The sequence below is a fragment of the Streptomyces peucetius genome (genome assembly GCF_025854275.1).
Classification (GTDB): Bacteria; Actinomycetota; Actinomycetes; order Streptomycetales; family Streptomycetaceae; genus Streptomyces; species Streptomyces peucetius_A.
In genome coordinates this window covers 5,179,170-5,196,502 of record NZ_CP107567.1, presented here as the reverse complement: position 1 = coordinate 5,196,502, position 17,333 = coordinate 5,179,170, and the positions used below count along the sequence as shown (strand labels likewise).

Sequence of the window (17,333 nt, the reverse complement as noted above, 5' to 3'; positions counted from 1 at the left end):
TTCCGGAGCCGGGAGGCGGCGCCGTACCATTCCCGTATGGCTACGGAAGACGCGGTGCTTGAGGCACTGGCGACGGTGAACGACCCCGAGATCAACCGACCGATCACCGAACTGGGCATGGTCAAGTCGGTCGACATCGGGGACGACGGCACGGTCGCCGTCACGGTGTACCTCACCGTCTCCGGCTGTCCCATGCGCGAGACGATCACCAGGAACGTGTCGGAGGCGGTCTCGCGCGTCGACGGCGTCTCACACGTCGACGTCACGCTGGACGTGATGAGCGACGAGCAGCGCAAGGACCTCGCCGCGTCGCTGCGGGGCACCACGGCGGAGCGCGAGGTGCCGTTCGCCAAGCCGGGTTCGCTGACGCGGGTGTACGCGGTGGCGTCCGGCAAGGGCGGTGTCGGCAAGTCGTCGGTGACCGTCAACCTGGCGGCGGCCATGGCCGCCGACGGTCTCAAGGTCGGCGTCGTCGACGCGGACATCTACGGCCACAGCGTGCCGCGCATGCTGGGTGCGGACGGGCGTCCCACCCAGGTCGAGAACATGATCATGCCGCCGTCGGCGAACGGCGTGAAGGTGATCTCCATCGGCATGTTCACCCCGGGCAACGCGCCGGTCGTGTGGCGCGGGCCGATGCTCCACCGGGCGCTTCAGCAGTTCCTCGCCGACGTGTACTGGGGCGACCTGGACGTCCTGCTGCTCGACCTGCCGCCCGGCACCGGCGACATCGCGATCTCCGTCGCCCAGCTCGTCCCGAACGCGGAGATCCTCGTCGTCACCACCCCGCAGCAGGCCGCGGCCGAGGTCGCCGAGCGCGCCGGCGCCATCGCGGTGCAGACGCACCAGAAGATCGTGGGCGTCGTCGAGAACATGTCGGGCCTGCCCTGCCCGCACTGCGACGAGATGGTCGACGTCTTCGGCACCGGCGGCGGCCGGAGTGTCGCGGAGGGCCTGACGAAGACCACCGGCGCGACGGTCCCGGTGCTGGGCTCCATCCCGATCGACGTACGGCTCCGTGAGGGCGGCGACGAGGGCAAGCCGGTCGTCCTGACGGATCCGGACTCCCCGGCGGGCTCGGCGCTGCGCGCGATCGCCGACAAGCTCGGTGGCCGCCAGCGGGGCCTGTCCGGCATGTCCCTGGGCATCACGCCCCGCAACAAGTTCTGACGGGGGCTCTCCCCCCGCGCCGGAAGGGCGCCGCTCGAGCAGAGCGGCGCCCTTCTCACTGTGCGTATGCGGCGGGGTTGGGAACCACGGCGAAGCCCAGGCCGTAGGCGCTCATTCCGCGCCCGTACGCCCCGATGTGCACGCCCGACCCGGTCGTGCCGGCCAGCACCCAGCCGAACTCGGACTCGCGGTAGTGGAAGGGCGTCAACACCCCGTCGACCGGCAGCGAGAGGACCGACCACGCGGGGCCGTCCAGATCGTCGGCCAGTTCGAACGCGGTCTCCGTCTGCTGGTCCAGCCAGTCGTCGCGCAGCGCGTGGTCGAGCTTCTCCGGCCAGGTGTGGGCCAGGAGGCCCGAACCGGCGAGCCATGCCGCCGAGGAGACCGTGGTGGCGTCCAGTACGCCGGTGCCGTCACCGCTGCGTCGGACGGGGCTGGCCGCGACGGTGACCACGACGGCGAAACGCTCCTTCTCGGTGCCGGCCGACTCCGACCGTATGGTCGGCTCGTCGCCGTGGCCGATGGCACCGTGCTGCACCGTGCCGTCCGCGGCGGTGCCGACCTGCATCAGCCGGCGCGGACCGGTGAAGGCCGCGTCCAGGGCGTACCAGGGGAAGGCGGCGTTCTTGAATCCCTCCACCGCACGCCGGGCCGCCGTGTCCCCCTGCGCCGTGCGGGACCTGTAGCTGCTCCCGGCCGGCGGATCGCCTGCCGAATCCTGCTGCCCCGTCACCCGGCTCGTCGTCGACATGTGCCGACCGCCTCCTCCGTCTTTCGCACCTGCAGCGGACCCGCCCCCCTCGGGCGTCCTCACTGCCGGACAGATGGAGGATAGCCACCCGGTCGCCGGTCGCCGGGCAGGACGGTCCTCAGGTGGCGTCTGCGTCGAAGGGCGGGCGCTCGTCGTGGGCGGCCTTCTCGCCCTTCTTGAGCAGGTCGGGGCCGCCTGTGGAGGAACCGTTCACCGCGGCGGGGACGGAACTCTCCGACACACCGGAATGCTCCGATCCGTTGACGGCGTCGGCGACCTCGTTGATCTCCTTCTTGAGATCGAAGCTGCTGCGGAGCTCCTTGAGTTCCTTCAGATCCTCGTTCTCCGCGAGCTGCTTGCGGAGGTAGGTCTTCGGGTTGAGGTCCTCGAACTCGAAGTCCTTGAACTCCGGACCCAGCTCGCTGCGGATGTCCTCCTTCGCGTTCTCCGAGAACGCGCGGACCTTGCGGATGAAGCGGCTGGCGTCCTGGATGACCTTCGGCAGCTTGTCCGGGCCGAAGATGAGCACGGCGAGAACCACGAGCGCCACCAGCTCGAGTGCGCCTATGTCATTGAACACCCTGCTGCTCCTCGTGTTCTCTGTGCTCGCTGCGTGCTGCCTGCCTGCCCGCCGCGACCCGTGGTCCGGCCGGGGTGGAGCGCGACCCACGGTACCTGGCGGAACTGTCGGGCCGGTACCGTCCGGGCTGCCCGAAGGTGGTCATGAGCTGTCGGCGGAGCCGAGGACCAGCGTCATGGTCCGCTCGTCGCCACCGCGCCGCAAGGTGAGCTCCAGCCTGTCACCGGGACGGTGGGCCCGGATCTTGACGATCAGCTCCTCGCCACTGTGCACCCGCCGGCCGTCGACCTTCGTGATGACGTCGCCCGGCTTGACGCCCGCTTCGGCGGCGGGGCCGCCCGGGGTGACGGCGGGGGTGTCGTCCTGCCCCTTCTCGCCGACCCGGGCACCGTCACCGGTGAAGCGCATGTCGAGGCTGACCCCGATCACCGGGTGCGTGGCCTTGCCGGTGCTGATCAGCTCCTCGGCGACGCGCTTCCCCTGGTTGATGGGGATGGCGAAGCCCAGTCCGATGGAACCGGCCTGGCCCCCGTCGGGTCCGGCGCCGGTGTCGGCGGCCCGGATGGCGCTGTTGATGCCGATGACCCGGGCCTGGCTGTCCACCAGCGGGCCGCCCGAGTTGCCGGGGTTTATCGGAGCGTCGGTCTGCAGCGCGTCGACATAGCTGATGTCGCTGCCGTCGCCCTTCTCACCGCCTGCGGTGATCGGGCGCTCCTTGGCGCTGATGATCCCCGAGGTGACGGTGTTCTGGAGGTCGAAAGGCGCGCCGATGGCGACGACGGGGTCGCCGACCTGGACGTTCTCCGAGTTGCCCAGCGGCAGTGGCTTGAGGCCGCCGACCCCGGTGACCTTGACGACCGCCAGGTCGTAGCCGCTGTCCTTGCCGACCAGGGTGGCCTTGGCCGTTTCGCCGCCGCTGAAGGTGACGGAGATGTCCCCGTCGGTGCCGGCCGGGTCGACGACATGGTTGTTCGTGAGGATGTGGCCCTGCTCGTCCAGTACGAATCCGGTACCCGTGCCCTGTTCGGTGTCGCCGCTGACGTGCAGGGTGACGACGCTCGGCAGGGCGCGGGCGGCGATGCCTGCGACGCTGTCGGGCGCGCGGTCGGCACTCTCGGGGCCGGCCTGCGGAAGCTCGATCCGGGTCATGCCGCCGTTGCGTTCCACGTACGCGCCGACGGCGCCGCCGACACCGCCCGAGACGAGCGCGAGCACCAGGGCCCCGATGAGCAGCGCCCCGCGGCGCCTGCGCGGCGCGGGCGCCGCTCCGTGGTGTGTGAGCGGCTGCCCAGGGGCGCTCCAGGGGTCGTACTGGAGCCACATGGAGGACAGCGGCTGCGGACGCTCGCCGGCCGGGGCCGCGACGGGAGCGGGCGCCGGAGGAGCCATGACGGGCGGGGCGGGGTGGGTGTGGCTGTGGGGTTGGGCTTGTGGGCCGGGCTGCGGCTGCGTGTGAGGCTCGTGGGGCGGGTGCTGGGCGTAGCCACCGGCGGTCGTCCCGGCCCCGGCCGTCGCGTACTGCGGGGGCAGCGATGTGCCGTGGGCCGGCGTCGGCACCGGCCGCTGTACGGGAGGAGCAGGCGCCCAGGGCCCCGGCCCGCCGTACGGCGGGGTGCTGTAGGCGTCAGGCTCGTGCAGCGGCCGGTGCCTGGCCTGGGCGGGGACCACCGCGGCTGCCGGAGCGTCGGCCTGGGCGGTCCCGCCGTCGTCGGCCACCGGCTCGGGCAGCTCCACCGTGGCGTCTGCCCGGGCGGTGGCGGCGTCCGTCGCCACCGTCGGCTCGGTGCCCGTCCCCGGGGGCGACTCGTCCTGTGCCGGCGAGGCGTCCGACGAAGTGTCCGGCGCCACGGGCGTCACGTCGGACGCGGGGGCCTCCGGTCCGGAAGGAACCCCGCGTCCTGTGCTGGGGCGGCTCCACCACTTCGCCTTGGGTCCGGTGGGCTTCCCGTCGTCCATGCTCTCCCCGCAAACTGCCGGCCGATGCGGCGCCCGCGCGGGCGCCCGCTGAGATTCAACCAGGTTTGCGAATACGAGCGCAGGGCCCTGGTCAGGTCCCTCTCAGTCCCGCCGGGACACTGTCAGCGCGAGGGCGGCAGCGGCGGGGCGGGCTGCGTGGGAGCCGCCAGGTGCGTGGGGACGGGAGTGGCGGCCGGGCCGATCGCCGGAGCGGCGGCGAGCCGGAGCACGGACGCCGTCGGACGGATCAGCGGCGACATCGCCGAGGCATGATTCAGAGGCGACACCCCGAAGGAGCGGTTCAGCGTCTGACCGGCCGGCTCACCCGGCACGGCCGCGACGACCGGCCCTGAGCCGGGCCTGACCTGGCCGCTCCCCGTCCCGCGCCGACGCTCGCCCTCCGTGCCGCGCAGCGATGTCGCGCCGCCCGAGGAACCGGTGCCGGAGCCGTTCGTGGCGGTGGTGGGCGTCGTCGTGCGCAGTGGCGTCACCTTGTTCCCGCCGCCCTGGCCGCGGGAACCGGAGTCCGACAAGACGTCCAGAGGAACCGCACCGCCCAGGGCGATGGCGGCGAAGGAGACGGCGCTGGCCGCCGCGAAGGCGAAGCGTCTGCCGCGCCACGGCGAACGCTCAGCCTCCGCCCGGCCCACCTCGTGGATCCGGAAGCCGCTCCCGCCACCGGGCAGAACGGCCGCGTGGGCGCCCCCGGGGACGTATCCGAACGTCTCCGCGCGGGGGTCGCGCGGTCTTCCCGCGGACGGGTTCAGCCCTCCGAACACCCCGCCCGCCACGCGGCCGCCGCCGAAGGGGCCGGGCTCGTCGTCGTCACCGGCTGCGGGCGCCGCGGGCAGCCCTTGGAGCCGCGCGAGCAGCCCCTCGGACAGGGGAGGCGGGGCGGACTGGGCGAAGACGTTCTTGAGGCGTCGCTGGGCGTCGGCCTCCGCCTTGCACCGCGGGCAGGTCGCCAGATGTGCGAGGACGCGGTCCCTGGCGTCGTGTTCCAGCTCTCCGTCGACAAGCGCGGCGAGCCGGTCCCCCAGATGCTGTTCCGCGGGGGTCGGACCTGTACCGCTCACGCCGGCCCGCCCTCCCTCGCCAGCCCGACGGCACCCGCGAACGAACGCTGCTGCTCGGCGCGTGCCTCCGGAGAACGGTGCTGCAGGGCCTTGCGCAGGTGGGAGCGGCCGCGGTGGATCCGGCTGCGGACGGTCCCGAGCTTCACGCCCAGGGTCGCGGCGATCTCCTCGTACGACAGACCCTCGATGTCACAGAGCACGACCGCGGCGCGGAACTCGGGCGCGAGGGTGTCCAGCGCCTGCTGCACGTCCGCGTCGAAGTGGCTGTCGTTGAAGACCTGCTGCGGGGACGGCTCACGGCTGGGCAGCCGCTCGGCCGCGTCGTCACCGAGGGCGTCGAAACGGATCCGCTGCTTGCGGCGGACCATGTCCAGGAACAGGTTCGTGGTGATCCGGTGGAGCCAGCCCTCGAAGGTGCCGGGTGTGTACGTCGACAGGGAGCGGAAGACGCGGACGAAGACCTCCTGGGTGAGGTCCTCCGCGTCGTGCTGGTTCCCCGTCAGGCGGTACGCGAGGCGGTAGACCCGTGCGCTGTGCGTACTGACGATCTCCTCCCACGTGGGAGGAGTCCACGCCTGCGATTCCGCATCCGATGCGAAGGTCGCGGTGGTGACGGAGTCGGAGGGCACGGAACGGTCAGCAGTGTTGGTCACGGATTTCGGCTCACCCACCGACCTGAGAAGGCGCCTGAGCACTCCTCCCCGATCCGCAGGTGCAGCCGCACCTCCCCTGTCGGCTCTGGTGGTGTCCAGCGGAGCCCCTACCATAGCCACCTCGCCCGTTAGCTCCGGATAAGAATCTTTACGTGGATTTGGGTCCGGCATCCGGCCCCGGTCCACGCGCTTCCTTCTGCCCTGAACAACGGACGGTCCCATCTGCGGGTTCCCGCGCGCAGCGGATACAGTCAGCGTCGCGCCAACTACGGGGACGGGAGAGGGTCATAACCGCCAACCAGCAGACGAGCTGGGCGTTCGCCGACGCCTTCGTCGCCGAGGACGACGCTCTGCACTGGGCCCGGGACCGGGCCCGGGACTCAGGGCTGCCCTCGGTGTCGCCGGGCACCGGCGCCGCACTGCGACTGCTGGCGGCCACGGCGGACGCGAAGGCGGTCGCCGAGATCGGCACGGGCACCGGGGTCTCCGGGATCTACCTGCTGCACGGTATGCGCCCCGACGGCGTCCTGACCACGGTGGACCTGGAGCCGGAGCGCCAGCAGTTCGCCAAGGAGGCGTTCCGCGCGGCCGGCTTCGCCGCGAACCGCGCCCGCTTCATTCCCGGCCGCGCGCTCGACGTCCTTCCGCGGCTCGCGGACGGCGGCTACGACCTCGTCTTCTGCGACGGTGACCGCACCGAGTCCCTCGACTACCTCGCTGAATCGTTGCGCCTGCTGCGGCCCGGCGGGCTGGTCTGCTTCGAGGGCGTCTTCGCCGACGGCCGTACGGTCGACTCGGCGGCACAGCCGGCGGAGGTGCTGCGGGTGCGGGAGCTGTTGCGGGCGGTGCGGGAGAGCGCGGAGCTCCTGCCGACGCTGTTGCCGGTCGGCGACGGCCTCCTGTGCGCGGTGCGCCGCCCCTGACGTCCTGGGGCCGTTCCCCCTCCCCGCCCGTTCCCGAAACCGGGGCAAGCCCGGACCCCGTGCGGCCTTCGGCCGTGCCTTCAATCGCCGGGCGGGCTGCACAGCAGCCCCCGAGGGCACGCCCCCTACGCCTGGCGGCGTGGGAGGCGCCCCCCACCCAGGCCGCCAGGCCGTAGGGGGAGTTCGAGGCGCGGGGGTCCGGTGGGGGTCCCCCAGGCCGCCAGGCCCAGGGGGAGGAGCCCCCGGTTTCGGGAAGCGGGCGGGGAGGGGGCAAGCCCGCCGCAAGCGCCCCGTGCCGTCAGCGGCCACCACCACGCACCCCGAAACGCACACCGCCCCCGGCATTCACATGCCGGGGGCGGTGGAAACTCAGGACGCGTCAGCCGACGACCTTCTTCAGGGCGTCGCCGAGTGCATCGGCTTCGTCCGGAGTCAGTTCGACGACAAGACGACCGCCGCCTTCGAGCGGAACGCGCATGACGATGCCCCGCCCCTCCTTGGTCACCTCGAGCGGGCCGTCGCCCGTCCGCGGCTTCATGGCCGCCATGCTCGTTCCCCTTCCTGAAACCAGCTCATCGCAGCCGGCGGCCCCATGAGAGGTGCTGTGTCACCGGCATCGAACACATTGCTTCCAGGTCATTATCCCGCATGGCGGGACCCAAAGACCAACATCAGTCGGCATCGCTTGCGCAACGCGCTCTCTCAAAACCACCCAATTCGGCGATGTGCCTGCGATACTTCGCCACCGCTTGCCAGGCGGCCCATGGGGATTCTTTGACGCAGGTCACATGTGCACGCCGGATGATCTCCGTCATGCTGGCCTCGACACTGCCGCCAGAACCACGCTGGATCACCAGCTGAATCACTAAGGGGACCCGCCATGGCCGACTCCGTGCTGTACGACGTGACCGACGGACTCGCGACGATCACGATCAACCGGCCCGAGGCCATGAACGCGATGAATGTCGACGCCAAGGTCGCCCTGCGGGACGCCGCACAGGCCGCGGCCGCCGACAGCGGCGTGCGTGCGGTGCTGCTGACGGCGGCCGGCGGCAAGGCGTTCTGCGTGGGCCAGGACCTCAAGGAGCACGTGTCGCTGCTCGCCGCGGACCGCGAGTCCGGCAGCGGCGGGACAATGAGCACGGTCCGCGAGCACTACAACCCGATCGTCCGCGCCCTGACCGGTATGCAGAAGCCGGTCGTCGCCGGGGTGAACGGCGTCGCCGCCGGGGCGGGTCTCGGTTTCGCGCTGGCGGCGGACTACCGCGTCGTCGCCGACACGGCCAAGTTCACGACGTCGTTCGCGGGCGTGGCGCTCACCGCCGACTCCGGGGTGTCGTGGACGCTGCCGCGGCTGATCGGGCAGAGCCGCGCCGCGGACCTGCTGCTGTTCCCGCGCTCGTTCTCCGCGCAGGAGGCGTTCGAGTGGGGCATCGCGAACAAGCTCGTCCCGGCGGACGAACTGGCGACCGAGGCCGCCGCCGTGGCGCGCGCCCTGGCCGACGGTCCCACGGTCGCGTACGCGGCGCTGAAGGAGTCCATGGCGTACGGCGCGGACCGTTCGCTGAGCGAGGCGCTGGACAAGGAGGAGGAGCTCCAGGCGAAGGCGGGCGCCTCCGAGGACCACGCGATCGCCGTGCAGGCGTTCCTGTCCAAGGAGGCCCCCAAGTATCTGGGCCGTTAGGCCCGGTCCTGTCCGCTCCCTCCCGCGGCGCCGCCCCGGAAGACGCAGTCGGCGAGGTGATCGTCGACGAGCCCGCACGCCTGCATCAGGGCGTACGCCGTCGTCGGGCCGACGAAACGCAGTCCGCGCTTCTTGAGCGCCTTGGCCAGTGCCGTGGACTCGTCGGTGACGGCCGGTACGTCGGCGACGGTGCGTGGCGCGGCTCGCCGGGCACCGTCGGGGGCGTACGACCAGATCAGGCTGTCCAGGTCCCCCGAGGGCCAGTCGGCGAGCACGCGCGCGTTGGCGAGGGTCGCGGCGATCTTGGCGCGGTTGCGGATGATGCCGGGGTCGGCGAGGAGGCGCTCCTCGTCGGCGTCGGTGAACGCTGCCACCGAGGCGATCTTGAAGCCGTCGAAGGCGCTGCGGAACCCTTCACGGCGGCGCAGGATCGTTATCCAGGACAGCCCGGACTGGAAGGCCTCCAGGCAGAGCCGTTCGAACAGGGCGTCGTCGCCGTGGACCGGGCGGCCCCACTCGTCGTCGTGGTACGCCACGTAGTCAGCGGTGGACAGACCCCAGGGACAGCGCAGTCCCCCGTCCGGGCCCGGTACGGCGCCCCCGGCCAAGGCGGTCACCGGCCCTGCTCCTCTCCGGGCTTGTCGAACATGTCGGACCGGCCGCCGGCGGTGGCCTGTGCCCCCGCGAGCGCCGACTCCAGCTCGGCGATGCGCGCGTCCCGCTCGGCGAGCTCCGCGCCGAGGCGGCCGAGCACCTCGTCCACGTCGGCCATCCGGTAGCCGCGCATACCGACGGGCAGGCGCAGCGCGTCGACGTCGGCGCGGCCGACGGGCCTGTCGAGCGGCAGCGGGTCGACCAGCTGCTCGGGGGCGGCCTCCGGCAGCGCAGCGGTGTCGCTGCCGCCGAGCACGACGAGGGTGACCGCCGCGATGACCACGACCATCGCGATCAGCAAGAACCAGAACACGAGCGACCCTCTCCCCGGACTTCTCGCAGCTTCCCGTACGTCCCAGGGGAACTTACCCGAGCGGGAAACCGTCCGGTGCCGATCGTGCCACGGGGCACTGACAGCTAGGGTCGCAGGCGTACGAGCACTGAGGAGGAAACAGCGGATGCTGCGGCTGGGACGGCGCGAGTTCGACGCGCACGAGCCGGTGATCATGGCGATCGTGAACCGGACGCCGGACTCCTTCTACGACCAGGGGGCGACGTTCCGCGACGAGCCCGCGCTCTCCCGGGTGGAGCAGGCGGTGGCGGAGGGTGCCGCGATCATCGACATAGGCGGCGTGAAGGCCGGCCCGGGCGAGGACGTCTCCGCCGAGGAGGAGGCGCGGCGCACGGTCGGTTTCGTGGCCGAGGTGCGGCGGCGCCATCCGGACGTGGTGATCAGCGTCGACACCTGGCGCCATGACGTGGGCGCGGCGGTCTGCGAGGCCGGCGCCGATGTGCTGAACGACGCGTGGGGCGGCGTGGACCCGAAGCTGGCGGAGGTCGCGGCCCGGTACGGCGCCGGGCTGGTGTGCACGCACGCGGGCGGCTCCCAGCCGCGTACGCGTCCCCACCGGGTCGCGTACGACGACGTGATGGCGGACATCCTGCGCGTGACGCTGGGGCTGGCGGAGCGGGCGGTCGGGCTCGGCGTCCGCCGGGACGGGATCATGATCGATCCCGGTCATGACTTCGGCAAGAACACCCGGCACAGTCTGGAGGCCACGCGCCGGCTCGGGGAGATGACGGCGACGGGCTGGCCGGTGCTGGTCTCGCTGTCGAACAAGGACTTCGTCGGCGAGACGCTCGACAAGCCCGTCAAGGAGCGGGTGCTGGGCACGCTCGCGACGACCGCGGTCTCGGCGTGGCTCGGCGCGCGGGTCTACCGGGTGCACGAGGTGGCGGAGACGAAGCAGGTCCTGGACATGGTGGCCTCGATCGCGGGCCACCGTCCGCCGGCGGTCGCACGCCGCGGCCTCGCCTGACACCCGGGGCCCGTCCGGAAGTCCCTCAGGCCCGTCCGGACGGACGCGGGCCCGTCCGGGCCCCGGCACAGCGCCGGGGGCCCGTATCGGGCGGCGACGGGGCGGTTACCGGCCCGTCTCCTTGGAGACCAGGGCCACCGCCTCGTCCACGTCGTCGGTGACGTGGAAGAGCATCAGGTCCTTCTCGGACGCCTTCCCCTGGGCGATCACGGTGTTCCGCAGCCAGTCGACCAGGCCGCTCCAGTACTCCGACCCGAAGAGCACGATCGGGAACCGCGTCACCTTGCGCGTCTGGACGAGGGTGAGCGCCTCGAAGAGTTCGTCGAGGGTGCCCAGTCCGCCGGGCAGGACGACGAAGCCCTGCGCGTACTTCACGAACATCGTCTTGCGGACGAAGAAGTAGCGGAAGTTCACCCCGATGTCGACGTGTGCGTTGATGCCCTGCTCGAAGGGCAGCTCGATGCCGAGGCCTACCGAGATGCCCCGGGCGTCGCGCGCGCCCTTGTTCGCGGCCTCCATCACACCCGGGCCACCGCCCGTGATCACCGCGAAGCCCGCGGTGGCGAGCGCGCTGCCGAGCTTGACGCCGACCTCGTACTCGGGCGTGCCGGCCGGGGTGCGGGCGGAGCCGAAGACGCTGATGGCGCCGGGCAGTTCGGCGAGTGCGCCGAAGCCCTCGACGAACTCGGACTGGATGCGCATGACCCGCCACGGGTCGGTGTGCACCCACTGGGAATCGCCTTCGGTGTCGAGCAGCCGCTGGTCCGTGGTGCCCGGCCTGATCTGATCCCTGCGGCGCAGTACCGGTCCCAGCCGCTGCTCCTCCAGCGCCCGCAATCCCTCGGGGTTGCTCATGACCTGCTCCCTCCGCCGAACATCATCTGCTTTGGCTCAGGGTAGGTCGGCCGACGTTACGAATGGCGAAATCGGGGCGATCAACCAGAATGCGGTGTCAGGAAGTCAGCCAGTCGCGCAGCCGCTGCTCGCAGTGTGTGATCTTGTCCACGGCGACGTGTTCGTCCCGCTTGTGGGCGAAGAGCGCGTCACCGGGGCCGTAATTGACCGCGGGCACGCCGAGCGCGCTGAAGCGTGAGACGTCGGTCCAGCCGAACTTGGGCTGCGCCGTCCCGCCGACCGCCTCCATGAACGCGGCGGCGGCCGGGTGCGAGAGACCGGGCAGGGCACCGCCCGTGTGGTCGTCCACCACGATCTCGCTCAGACCGCAGCCGGCGAACACCTCGCGGACATGCGCCTCGGCCTCGGCCATGCTGCGGTCCGGGGCGTAGCGGTAGTTGACCACCACAGTGCATTCGTCGGGGATGACATTGGTGGCCACACCTCCCTCGATGCCGACGGCGTTGAGGCCCTCCCGGTACTCCAGCCCGTCGATGACCGGCCGGCGCGGCTCGTAGGAGGCGAGGCGGTCGAGGATCGGGGCGACGGCGTGGATGGCGTTGGACCCCATCCAGCTGCGGGCGGAGTGCGCGCGTTCCCCCTTCGTCCGCAGGTGGACCCGGAGCGTGCCCTGGCAGCCGCCCTCGACCTGGGCGTCGGAGGGCTCCAGAAGGACCGCGAAGTCACCGTCCAGCCAGTCGGGGTGGGCCTCGGCCACGTGTCCCAGACCGTTGAGGTGTGCGGCGACCTCTTCGTTGTCGTAGAAGACGAAGGTGAGGTCGCGGTTGGGCTCGGGAACGGTGGCGGCGATCCGCAGCTGGACCGCGACGCCCGACTTCATGTCGCTGGTGCCGCAGCCCCACAGGATGCCGTTCTCGTCGAGCCTCGACGGCACGTTGTCGGCGATCGGGACGGTGTCGATGTGTCCGGCGAGCACCACGCGCTCGGTGCGGCCGAGGTGCGTCCTGGCCACGACGTTGTTGCCGTGCCGGTCGACCGTGAGGTGCGGCAGCTCGCGCAGCGCCTCCTCGACGGCGTCGGCGAGGGGCTTCTCGCTGCCGCTGACCGACGGGAAGTCGACCAGGGCGGCGGTGAGCGCGGGAGCGTCGAGGGTGAGGTCAAGCGCGGTCGGATGCATGCCTCCGACGATAAGTGGTCCGGCCGGGCCGTCGGCCGGCACACCCCCCGGAGCCCCGCCGGCCCGTTGACCGGCACACCCCCCGGAGCCGCGCGGGCGCTCCAGTACGGTGGGCGGGTGCCCGAGACTGCCTCTCCCGTCCGGCGCGGCCGCTCCTTGCGCTTCGCGGCCGCGTTCCTCGTGCTGCTGGCCCTCATCGGTTACGTCGTGGTGCAGTACGTCACCGGCGGCGGGACTCCCCGCTGTGTCGTCCGCACCGCCGAGGGCGACGGGCCGTCGTACGAGCTGACGTCCGAGATGGCGGGGAACGCCGCGACGATCGCCGCGGTGGGCACGACCCGCGGGATGCCGGAGCGGGCGGTCACGATCGCACTGGCGACCGCCCTCCAGGAGTCGGCGCTGCGCAACATCGAGCACGGCGACCGGGATTCCCTCGGCCTCTTCCAGCAGCGCCCGTCGCAGGGCTGGGGCACCCCGAAGCAGATCCTCGATCCCGTCTACGCGTCGGAGAAGTTCTACGAGCATCTCGCCGAGGTGCCCGGCTACTCACGGCTGCCTCTGACCGTCGCGGCGCAGCGCGTCCAGCGCAGCGGTTTCCCCCAGGCGTACGCGAAGCACGAGCCGGACGCGACGCTGCTGGCCGCGGCCCTCACCGGCCGGGCCTCCGCGACCCTGACCTGCGAGACCAAGAGCGGTGGCGGACCGGGCGACCCGGCGCGGGTGCGGACGGAACTGACCCGGGTGTTCGGGCCCGAGGTGCTGCCGAAGGGCGGGAGCGGACGGGGGCGTGCGGGCGACGCGAGTGAGCAGGAGCTGACCGTTCCGGCGCAGGCACCCATGGGTGCGGAGGACACCGCCGGCGCGGAGAGCGGCGGCCAGGGCGGCGGACCTGGCACCACGGGCGGCAGGCGCGGCTGGGAGCTCGCGCACTGGGCGGTCGCGCGGGCGGACGAGCTGCGCATCGAGGAGGTGTCCTACGGCGGCCGGGTGTGGAGCGCCCGGCAGTCGGCGGACGGCTGGCGTACGGACGACAGCGGCGGCGACGGCGACGGCGAAGACGTCGCGGACGAGGTCCGGATCCGCATCGCACGGTAGTCCGACGCGTCCCTCGAAGGTGTCGGTCCGTTCCACTCCTGCGCACCCTCTTCCGGCCACCGCGACCGGCCGGCTCCCGCGCCTCCGATTCCCTTGCCGGGCAAGCGAAGTGACGGTTCGCCAAGTGCCCGCGCATTGCTGCGTTTGCCCGTTTTTATCCGAGACCGATAATGCGACGCATTACCAACTCTTTACCTCGCCCCACCGCAACTTCCCCCCGCCTCCGCCCGGTTGTCAGGACGTCCGAACGCGGACACGCACCACCACGCACCATTCCGAACGTCCTCTCGTCTCAAGGAGCATCATGTCCCTCCCCCTGACCCGTCGGATCGCCCGTGCCGCGCTGCTCGTCGCGGCGGGAGCAGCCCCCGTGGTCGGTGCGGCCGGCTCCGCAGGCGCCATGGAGCTCCCCCAGGCTCCGGTCGGCGGCCTCTCGGCCCTCGACACGGACAACGTCAGCGGCACGGTCGACAGCGTCTCCAGGGAGACCACCAAGGTGGCCGGCCAGGTCGGTGGAAAGACGGCGGAGAAGGCGGCCCCGGGGGCGACCAAGACCGTCGGCAAGGCGGCCAAGGCGACGACCCCGCTCGCCAAGAAGGCCACCGGTGACACCGCCGGTCAGGCGGGCAGCCTGGTCGGCGGCGCCACCAAGGGTGGCCTGCCGACCGACGCGCTGACCGGCGGCGGCCTGCCCACCAGCTCCCTCGGCGGCATGCCGCTCGGCGGCTGACGGCACCGCACCACGCACACGGAAGGGCCCCGGGAGCTCCTTGGGCCCTTCCGTCTGCTCAGGCCTCTGCGCGGCCGAGGCGCTTCACGGCGGCCTCGACGCGCTCGTCGGTCGCGGTGAACGCCACCCGCACGAAACGCTCCCCCGCCTCCCCGTAGAAGTCGCCGGGCGCCACCAGGATGCCCAGGCCGGCCAGGTGGGCGACCGTCTCCCAGCAGGGCTCGTCACGCGTGGCCCACAGGTAGAGGCTGGCCTCACTGTGCTCGATCCGGAAGCCGTGCGCCTCGAGCGCCGTGCGCAGGGCCGTACGACGGGCCGCGTACCGGGCACGCTGTTCGGTGACGTGCGTGTCGTCGCCGAGCGCCGCGACGGTGGCCGCCTGCACCGGAGCCGGCGTCATCATGCCGCCGTGCTTGCGGATCTGCAGCAGCTCGCCCAGCACGTCCGCGTCGCCCACGACGAACGCGGCGCGGTAGCCGGCCAGGTTGGAGCGCTTGGAGAGCGAGTGGACGGCCACCACGCCCGCGTACGAGCCGCCGCAGACGTCCGGGTGGAGGACGGAGACCGGCTCCGCCTCCCAGCCCAGCTCCAGGTAGCACTCGTCGCTGAAGACCAGCACGCCGTGCTCGCGCGCCCAGGCGACGATCCGCGTCAGCTCGTCCTTGTGCAGCACCCGGCCGGTCGGGTTGGACGGCGAGTTGAGCCAGAGCAGCTTCAGCCCGGCGGGATCGAGCTCGGTCGGGTCGTCGTAGACCACCGGCGTCGCCCCGCAGAGCCGCGCCCCCACCTCGTACGTCGGGTAGGCGAGGCGCGGGTAGGCGATCCTGTCGCCCGCGCCGAGACCGAGCTGCGTCGGCAGCCAGGCGACCAGCTCCTTGGAACCGACGACGGGCAGGACGTTGGTGTGCACCACGCCCACCGCGCCCAGCCGGCGCTCGACCCACGAGGCGAGCGCGTCGCGCAGCTCCGCCGTGCCCCAGACCGTCGGGTAGCCCGGCGAGTCGGCGGCGTCCGTCAGCGCCTTCCTGATCACCTCGGGAACGGGGTCCACCGGGGTGCCCACCGACAGGTCCACGATGCCGTCGGGGTGCGCGGCGGCCGTGGCCTTGTAGGGCTCGAGCTTGTCCCAGGGGAAGACGGGGAGTCGCGAGGAGACTGCGGGCACGGAGGTGCTCTCTTTCAGGCTTGGCGCAAGGACGTCGAAACGCCTCGGTCCCGTACGGACGACGAACCGTACGGGACCGGGGACATGCGGATCGGATCAGCCGTTCTGCGGCGGCAGGGCGGCGATGAAGGGGTGGTCCCGCTCGATCAGGCCGAGCTTGGAAGCGCCGCCGGGCGAACCGAGCTCGTCGAAGAACTCGACGTTCGCCTTGTAGTAGTCCTTCCACTCCTCCGGGGTGTCGTCCTCGTAGAAGATGGCCTCGACCGGGCAGACCGGCTCACAAGCACCACAGTCGACGCATTCGTCCGGGTGGATGTACAAGGACCGGGAGCCCTCGTAGATGCAGTCGACGGGGCACTCCTCGATGCACGCCTTGTCCTTGACGTCGACACAAGGCTGCGCGATGACGTAGGTCACGCTGTCGTTCCTCCTCGGTAAGGGCTGGCTTGCGCGGGAGCGCGGCGTCGTCGATGCCCGCCTCTAGTATCTCCGTTCTTGGTAACGATCCGAACAGGAGGGGCTCACAGAGCTGTGGAATTCACTGCGGGCGGACGGCTCGAAATCCGCATCACACCCTCTGACGTGGGAAAACGCGTCTCGGTACGACGGTCGAGTGAGGCTGAAGCAACGGGCACGAAGTTCACCGACACGGTGGGTGTTCTCGCATCCTGGACCGACGGTGTGCTGGTGATCACACGAAGGACCGGCGAGAGTGTCCGCATCCCGGAATCCTCGGTGGTCGCGGGGAAGGTCGTACCGGCGGCGCCCGCCCGGCGCAGGGGCGTTCCCGCGGCGGACTTCCACGAGCTCGCCAGGGTCACGGCGCGTGCGTGGCAGCCGGTGGAGAGCGAGCGGCTCGGCGACTGGGAGCTGCGGGCCGCCGCCGGATTCACCCGGCGCGCCAATTCCGTGCTGCCGCTCGGCGGTCCCGGCCTCCCGCTGGACGACGCGCTGACGCGGGTGCGTGACTGGTACGCGGCCCGCGGCCTTCCGGCGTACATCCAGACGGCGACCGGCGCGGCAGGGACGCAGGAGGAGCTCTGCACCGAGCTGGAGGCACGCGACTGGGAGCGCGAGGTGTCCGCGCAGGTGCAGATCGGGGGGCTGGCGGCGGTGGGAGACCTCGACGCCGACGTCTCGCGGGTCGTGCTCTCCCGCTCCGTCGACGAGGCGTGGCTACGGCGCTACCAGCGGTTCGGTGTGCCGGGACCACACGTGCTCGAGGTCCTGGGCAGCGGCCCTTCGGTGTGGTTCGCCTCCATACCCGGCTCCGGTGACGTCCCCGCCGCCATCGGCCGCTGTGTGGTCGACGGACGCTGGGCCGGCTTCATGGCGGTGGAGGTCGACCCGGAACTCCGGCGTCAGGGCCTCGCGTCGGCAGTCATGGCCGCCCTGGCCCGCCGGGCTCTCGACGAGGGCGCGTCCGCGGCCTGGCTCCAGGTGGAGTCCGACAACGGCGGTGGGCGCGCCCTGTACGCCGGCATGGGATTCTCGGTCCATCACCACTATCACCACTACCGGGCGCGGTAGGTCCGGGGGCACGAG

At 71.8% G+C, this 17,333-nt stretch carries 19 protein-coding genes; 7 read left to right on the top strand and 12 right to left on the bottom strand.

What is annotated here, in order from left to right; genetic code table 11:
* Positions 1 to 36: 36 nt before the first annotated feature.
* Entirely contained in the window at positions 37 to 1,170 is a 1,134-nt protein-coding gene (locus OGH68_RS24060) for an Mrp/NBP35 family ATP-binding protein (protein WP_264247037.1), read from the top strand.
* A gap of 55 nt (positions 1,171 to 1,225) precedes the next feature.
* Here the strand turns inward: OGH68_RS24060 and OGH68_RS24055 are convergent, their stop codons facing one another.
* The 5 genes from OGH68_RS24055 to sigE all read right to left on the bottom strand — a co-directional run bounded on the left by OGH68_RS24055 (position 1,226) and on the right by sigE (position 6,300).
* Positions 1,226 to 1,921 carry a hypothetical protein gene (locus OGH68_RS24055; protein WP_264247036.1) on the bottom strand — a complete coding sequence of 232 codons (696 nt, stop codon included), beginning with the start codon at positions 1,919 to 1,921 and terminating at the stop codon, positions 1,226 to 1,228.
* A 118-nt stretch (positions 1,922 to 2,039) separates the two neighbouring features.
* Positions 2,040 to 2,501, bottom strand: coding sequence for a sec-independent translocase (locus OGH68_RS24050; RefSeq protein ID WP_264247035.1), 462 nt, complete (start codon positions 2,499 to 2,501; stop codon positions 2,040 to 2,042).
* A 141-nt stretch (positions 2,502 to 2,642) separates the two neighbouring features.
* Positions 2,643 to 4,457, bottom strand: coding sequence for a S1C family serine protease (locus OGH68_RS24045; RefSeq protein WP_264247034.1), 1,815 nt, complete (start codon positions 4,455 to 4,457; stop codon positions 2,643 to 2,645).
* A 122-nt stretch (positions 4,458 to 4,579) separates the two neighbouring features.
* Positions 4,580 to 5,533 carry an anti-sigma factor family protein gene (locus tag OGH68_RS24040; RefSeq protein WP_264247033.1) on the bottom strand — a complete coding sequence of 318 codons (954 nt, stop codon included), beginning with the start codon at positions 5,531 to 5,533 and terminating at the stop codon, positions 4,580 to 4,582.
* On the bottom strand, positions 5,530 to 6,300 hold the full coding sequence (gene sigE, locus OGH68_RS24035) for an RNA polymerase sigma factor SigE (RefSeq protein WP_264250254.1): 771 nt from the start codon (positions 6,298 to 6,300) through the stop codon (positions 5,530 to 5,532). The genes OGH68_RS24040 and sigE overlap by 4 nt, the downstream gene beginning before the upstream one ends.
* A 131-nt stretch (positions 6,301 to 6,431) precedes the next feature.
* On the opposite strand from sigE, the gene OGH68_RS24030 reads away from it, so the two are divergent.
* Positions 6,432 to 7,109 (top strand): O-methyltransferase, encoded by a 678-nt coding sequence (locus OGH68_RS24030; RefSeq protein ID WP_264250253.1) that lies wholly within the window; start codon positions 6,432 to 6,434, stop codon positions 7,107 to 7,109.
* A 379-nt stretch (positions 7,110 to 7,488) separates the two neighbouring features.
* Here OGH68_RS24030 and OGH68_RS24025 read toward each other — a convergent pair whose 3' ends face one another.
* Positions 7,489 to 7,656 carry a DUF3117 domain-containing protein gene (locus tag OGH68_RS24025; protein WP_003966491.1) on the bottom strand — a complete coding sequence of 56 codons (168 nt, stop codon included), beginning with the start codon at positions 7,654 to 7,656 and terminating at the stop codon, positions 7,489 to 7,491.
* A 333-nt stretch (positions 7,657 to 7,989) separates the two neighbouring features.
* Here OGH68_RS24025 and OGH68_RS24020 point away from each other — a divergent pair, with 333 nt between their 5' ends.
* A complete protein-coding gene (locus OGH68_RS24020) occupies positions 7,990 to 8,793 on the top strand; it encodes an enoyl-CoA hydratase/isomerase family protein (RefSeq protein WP_264247032.1) in 804 nt (267 codons plus the stop codon).
* On the opposite strand, the gene OGH68_RS24015 is transcribed toward OGH68_RS24020, so the two are convergent.
* Positions 8,790 to 9,401 (bottom strand): DNA-3-methyladenine glycosylase I, encoded by a 612-nt coding sequence (locus OGH68_RS24015; protein ID WP_319020277.1) that lies wholly within the window; start codon positions 9,399 to 9,401, stop codon positions 8,790 to 8,792. The two genes, OGH68_RS24020 and OGH68_RS24015, sit on opposite strands and share 4 nt — an antisense overlap.
* A gap of 5 nt (positions 9,402 to 9,406) precedes the next feature.
* Positions 9,407 to 9,760 (bottom strand): DivIVA domain-containing protein, encoded by a 354-nt coding sequence (locus OGH68_RS24010; RefSeq protein ID WP_264247031.1) that lies wholly within the window; start codon positions 9,758 to 9,760, stop codon positions 9,407 to 9,409.
* A 145-nt stretch (positions 9,761 to 9,905) separates the two neighbouring features.
* Here OGH68_RS24010 and folP point away from each other — a divergent pair, with 145 nt between their 5' ends.
* Positions 9,906 to 10,766, top strand: coding sequence for a dihydropteroate synthase (folP, locus tag OGH68_RS24005; RefSeq protein ID WP_264247030.1), 861 nt, complete (start codon positions 9,906 to 9,908; stop codon positions 10,764 to 10,766).
* Between the two features lie 105 nt (positions 10,767 to 10,871).
* Here the strand turns inward: folP and OGH68_RS24000 are convergent, their stop codons facing one another.
* A complete protein-coding gene (locus OGH68_RS24000) occupies positions 10,872 to 11,621 on the bottom strand; it encodes a TIGR00730 family Rossman fold protein (protein WP_264247029.1) in 750 nt (249 codons plus the stop codon).
* Positions 11,622 to 11,718: 97 nt separating this feature from the next.
* Positions 11,719 to 12,798 (bottom strand): succinyl-diaminopimelate desuccinylase, encoded by a 1,080-nt coding sequence (gene dapE, locus OGH68_RS23995; RefSeq protein WP_264247028.1) that lies wholly within the window; start codon positions 12,796 to 12,798, stop codon positions 11,719 to 11,721.
* 117 nt (positions 12,799 to 12,915) lie between these two features.
* On the opposite strand from dapE, the gene OGH68_RS23990 reads away from it, so the two are divergent.
* Complete coding sequence (locus OGH68_RS23990; RefSeq protein ID WP_264247027.1) at positions 12,916 to 13,893, top strand: hypothetical protein; 978 nt, start codon at positions 12,916 to 12,918, stop codon at positions 13,891 to 13,893.
* A gap of 304 nt (positions 13,894 to 14,197) precedes the next feature.
* A complete protein-coding gene (locus OGH68_RS23985) occupies positions 14,198 to 14,623 on the top strand; it encodes an ATP-binding protein (RefSeq protein WP_264247026.1) in 426 nt (141 codons plus the stop codon).
* A 58-nt stretch (positions 14,624 to 14,681) separates the two neighbouring features.
* Here the strand turns inward: OGH68_RS23985 and dapC are convergent, their stop codons facing one another.
* Both dapC and fdxA read right to left on the bottom strand, forming a co-directional pair.
* On the bottom strand, positions 14,682 to 15,788 hold the full coding sequence (gene dapC, locus OGH68_RS23980; RefSeq protein WP_264247025.1) for a succinyldiaminopimelate transaminase: 1,107 nt from the start codon (positions 15,786 to 15,788) through the stop codon (positions 14,682 to 14,684).
* A 96-nt stretch (positions 15,789 to 15,884) separates the two neighbouring features.
* The gene (fdxA, locus tag OGH68_RS23975; protein WP_003985062.1) at positions 15,885 to 16,205 is read right to left on the bottom strand and encodes a ferredoxin; all 321 of its coding nucleotides are present in this window, start codon (positions 16,203 to 16,205) and stop codon (positions 15,885 to 15,887) included.
* Between the two features lie 114 nt (positions 16,206 to 16,319).
* On the opposite strand from fdxA, the gene OGH68_RS23970 reads away from it, so the two are divergent.
* Positions 16,320 to 17,318: a GNAT family N-acetyltransferase gene (locus tag OGH68_RS23970; protein WP_264247023.1), complete on the top strand. Its 999-nt coding sequence runs from the start codon at positions 16,320 to 16,322 to the stop codon at positions 17,316 to 17,318.
* Positions 17,319 to 17,333: the final 15 nt, after the last annotated feature.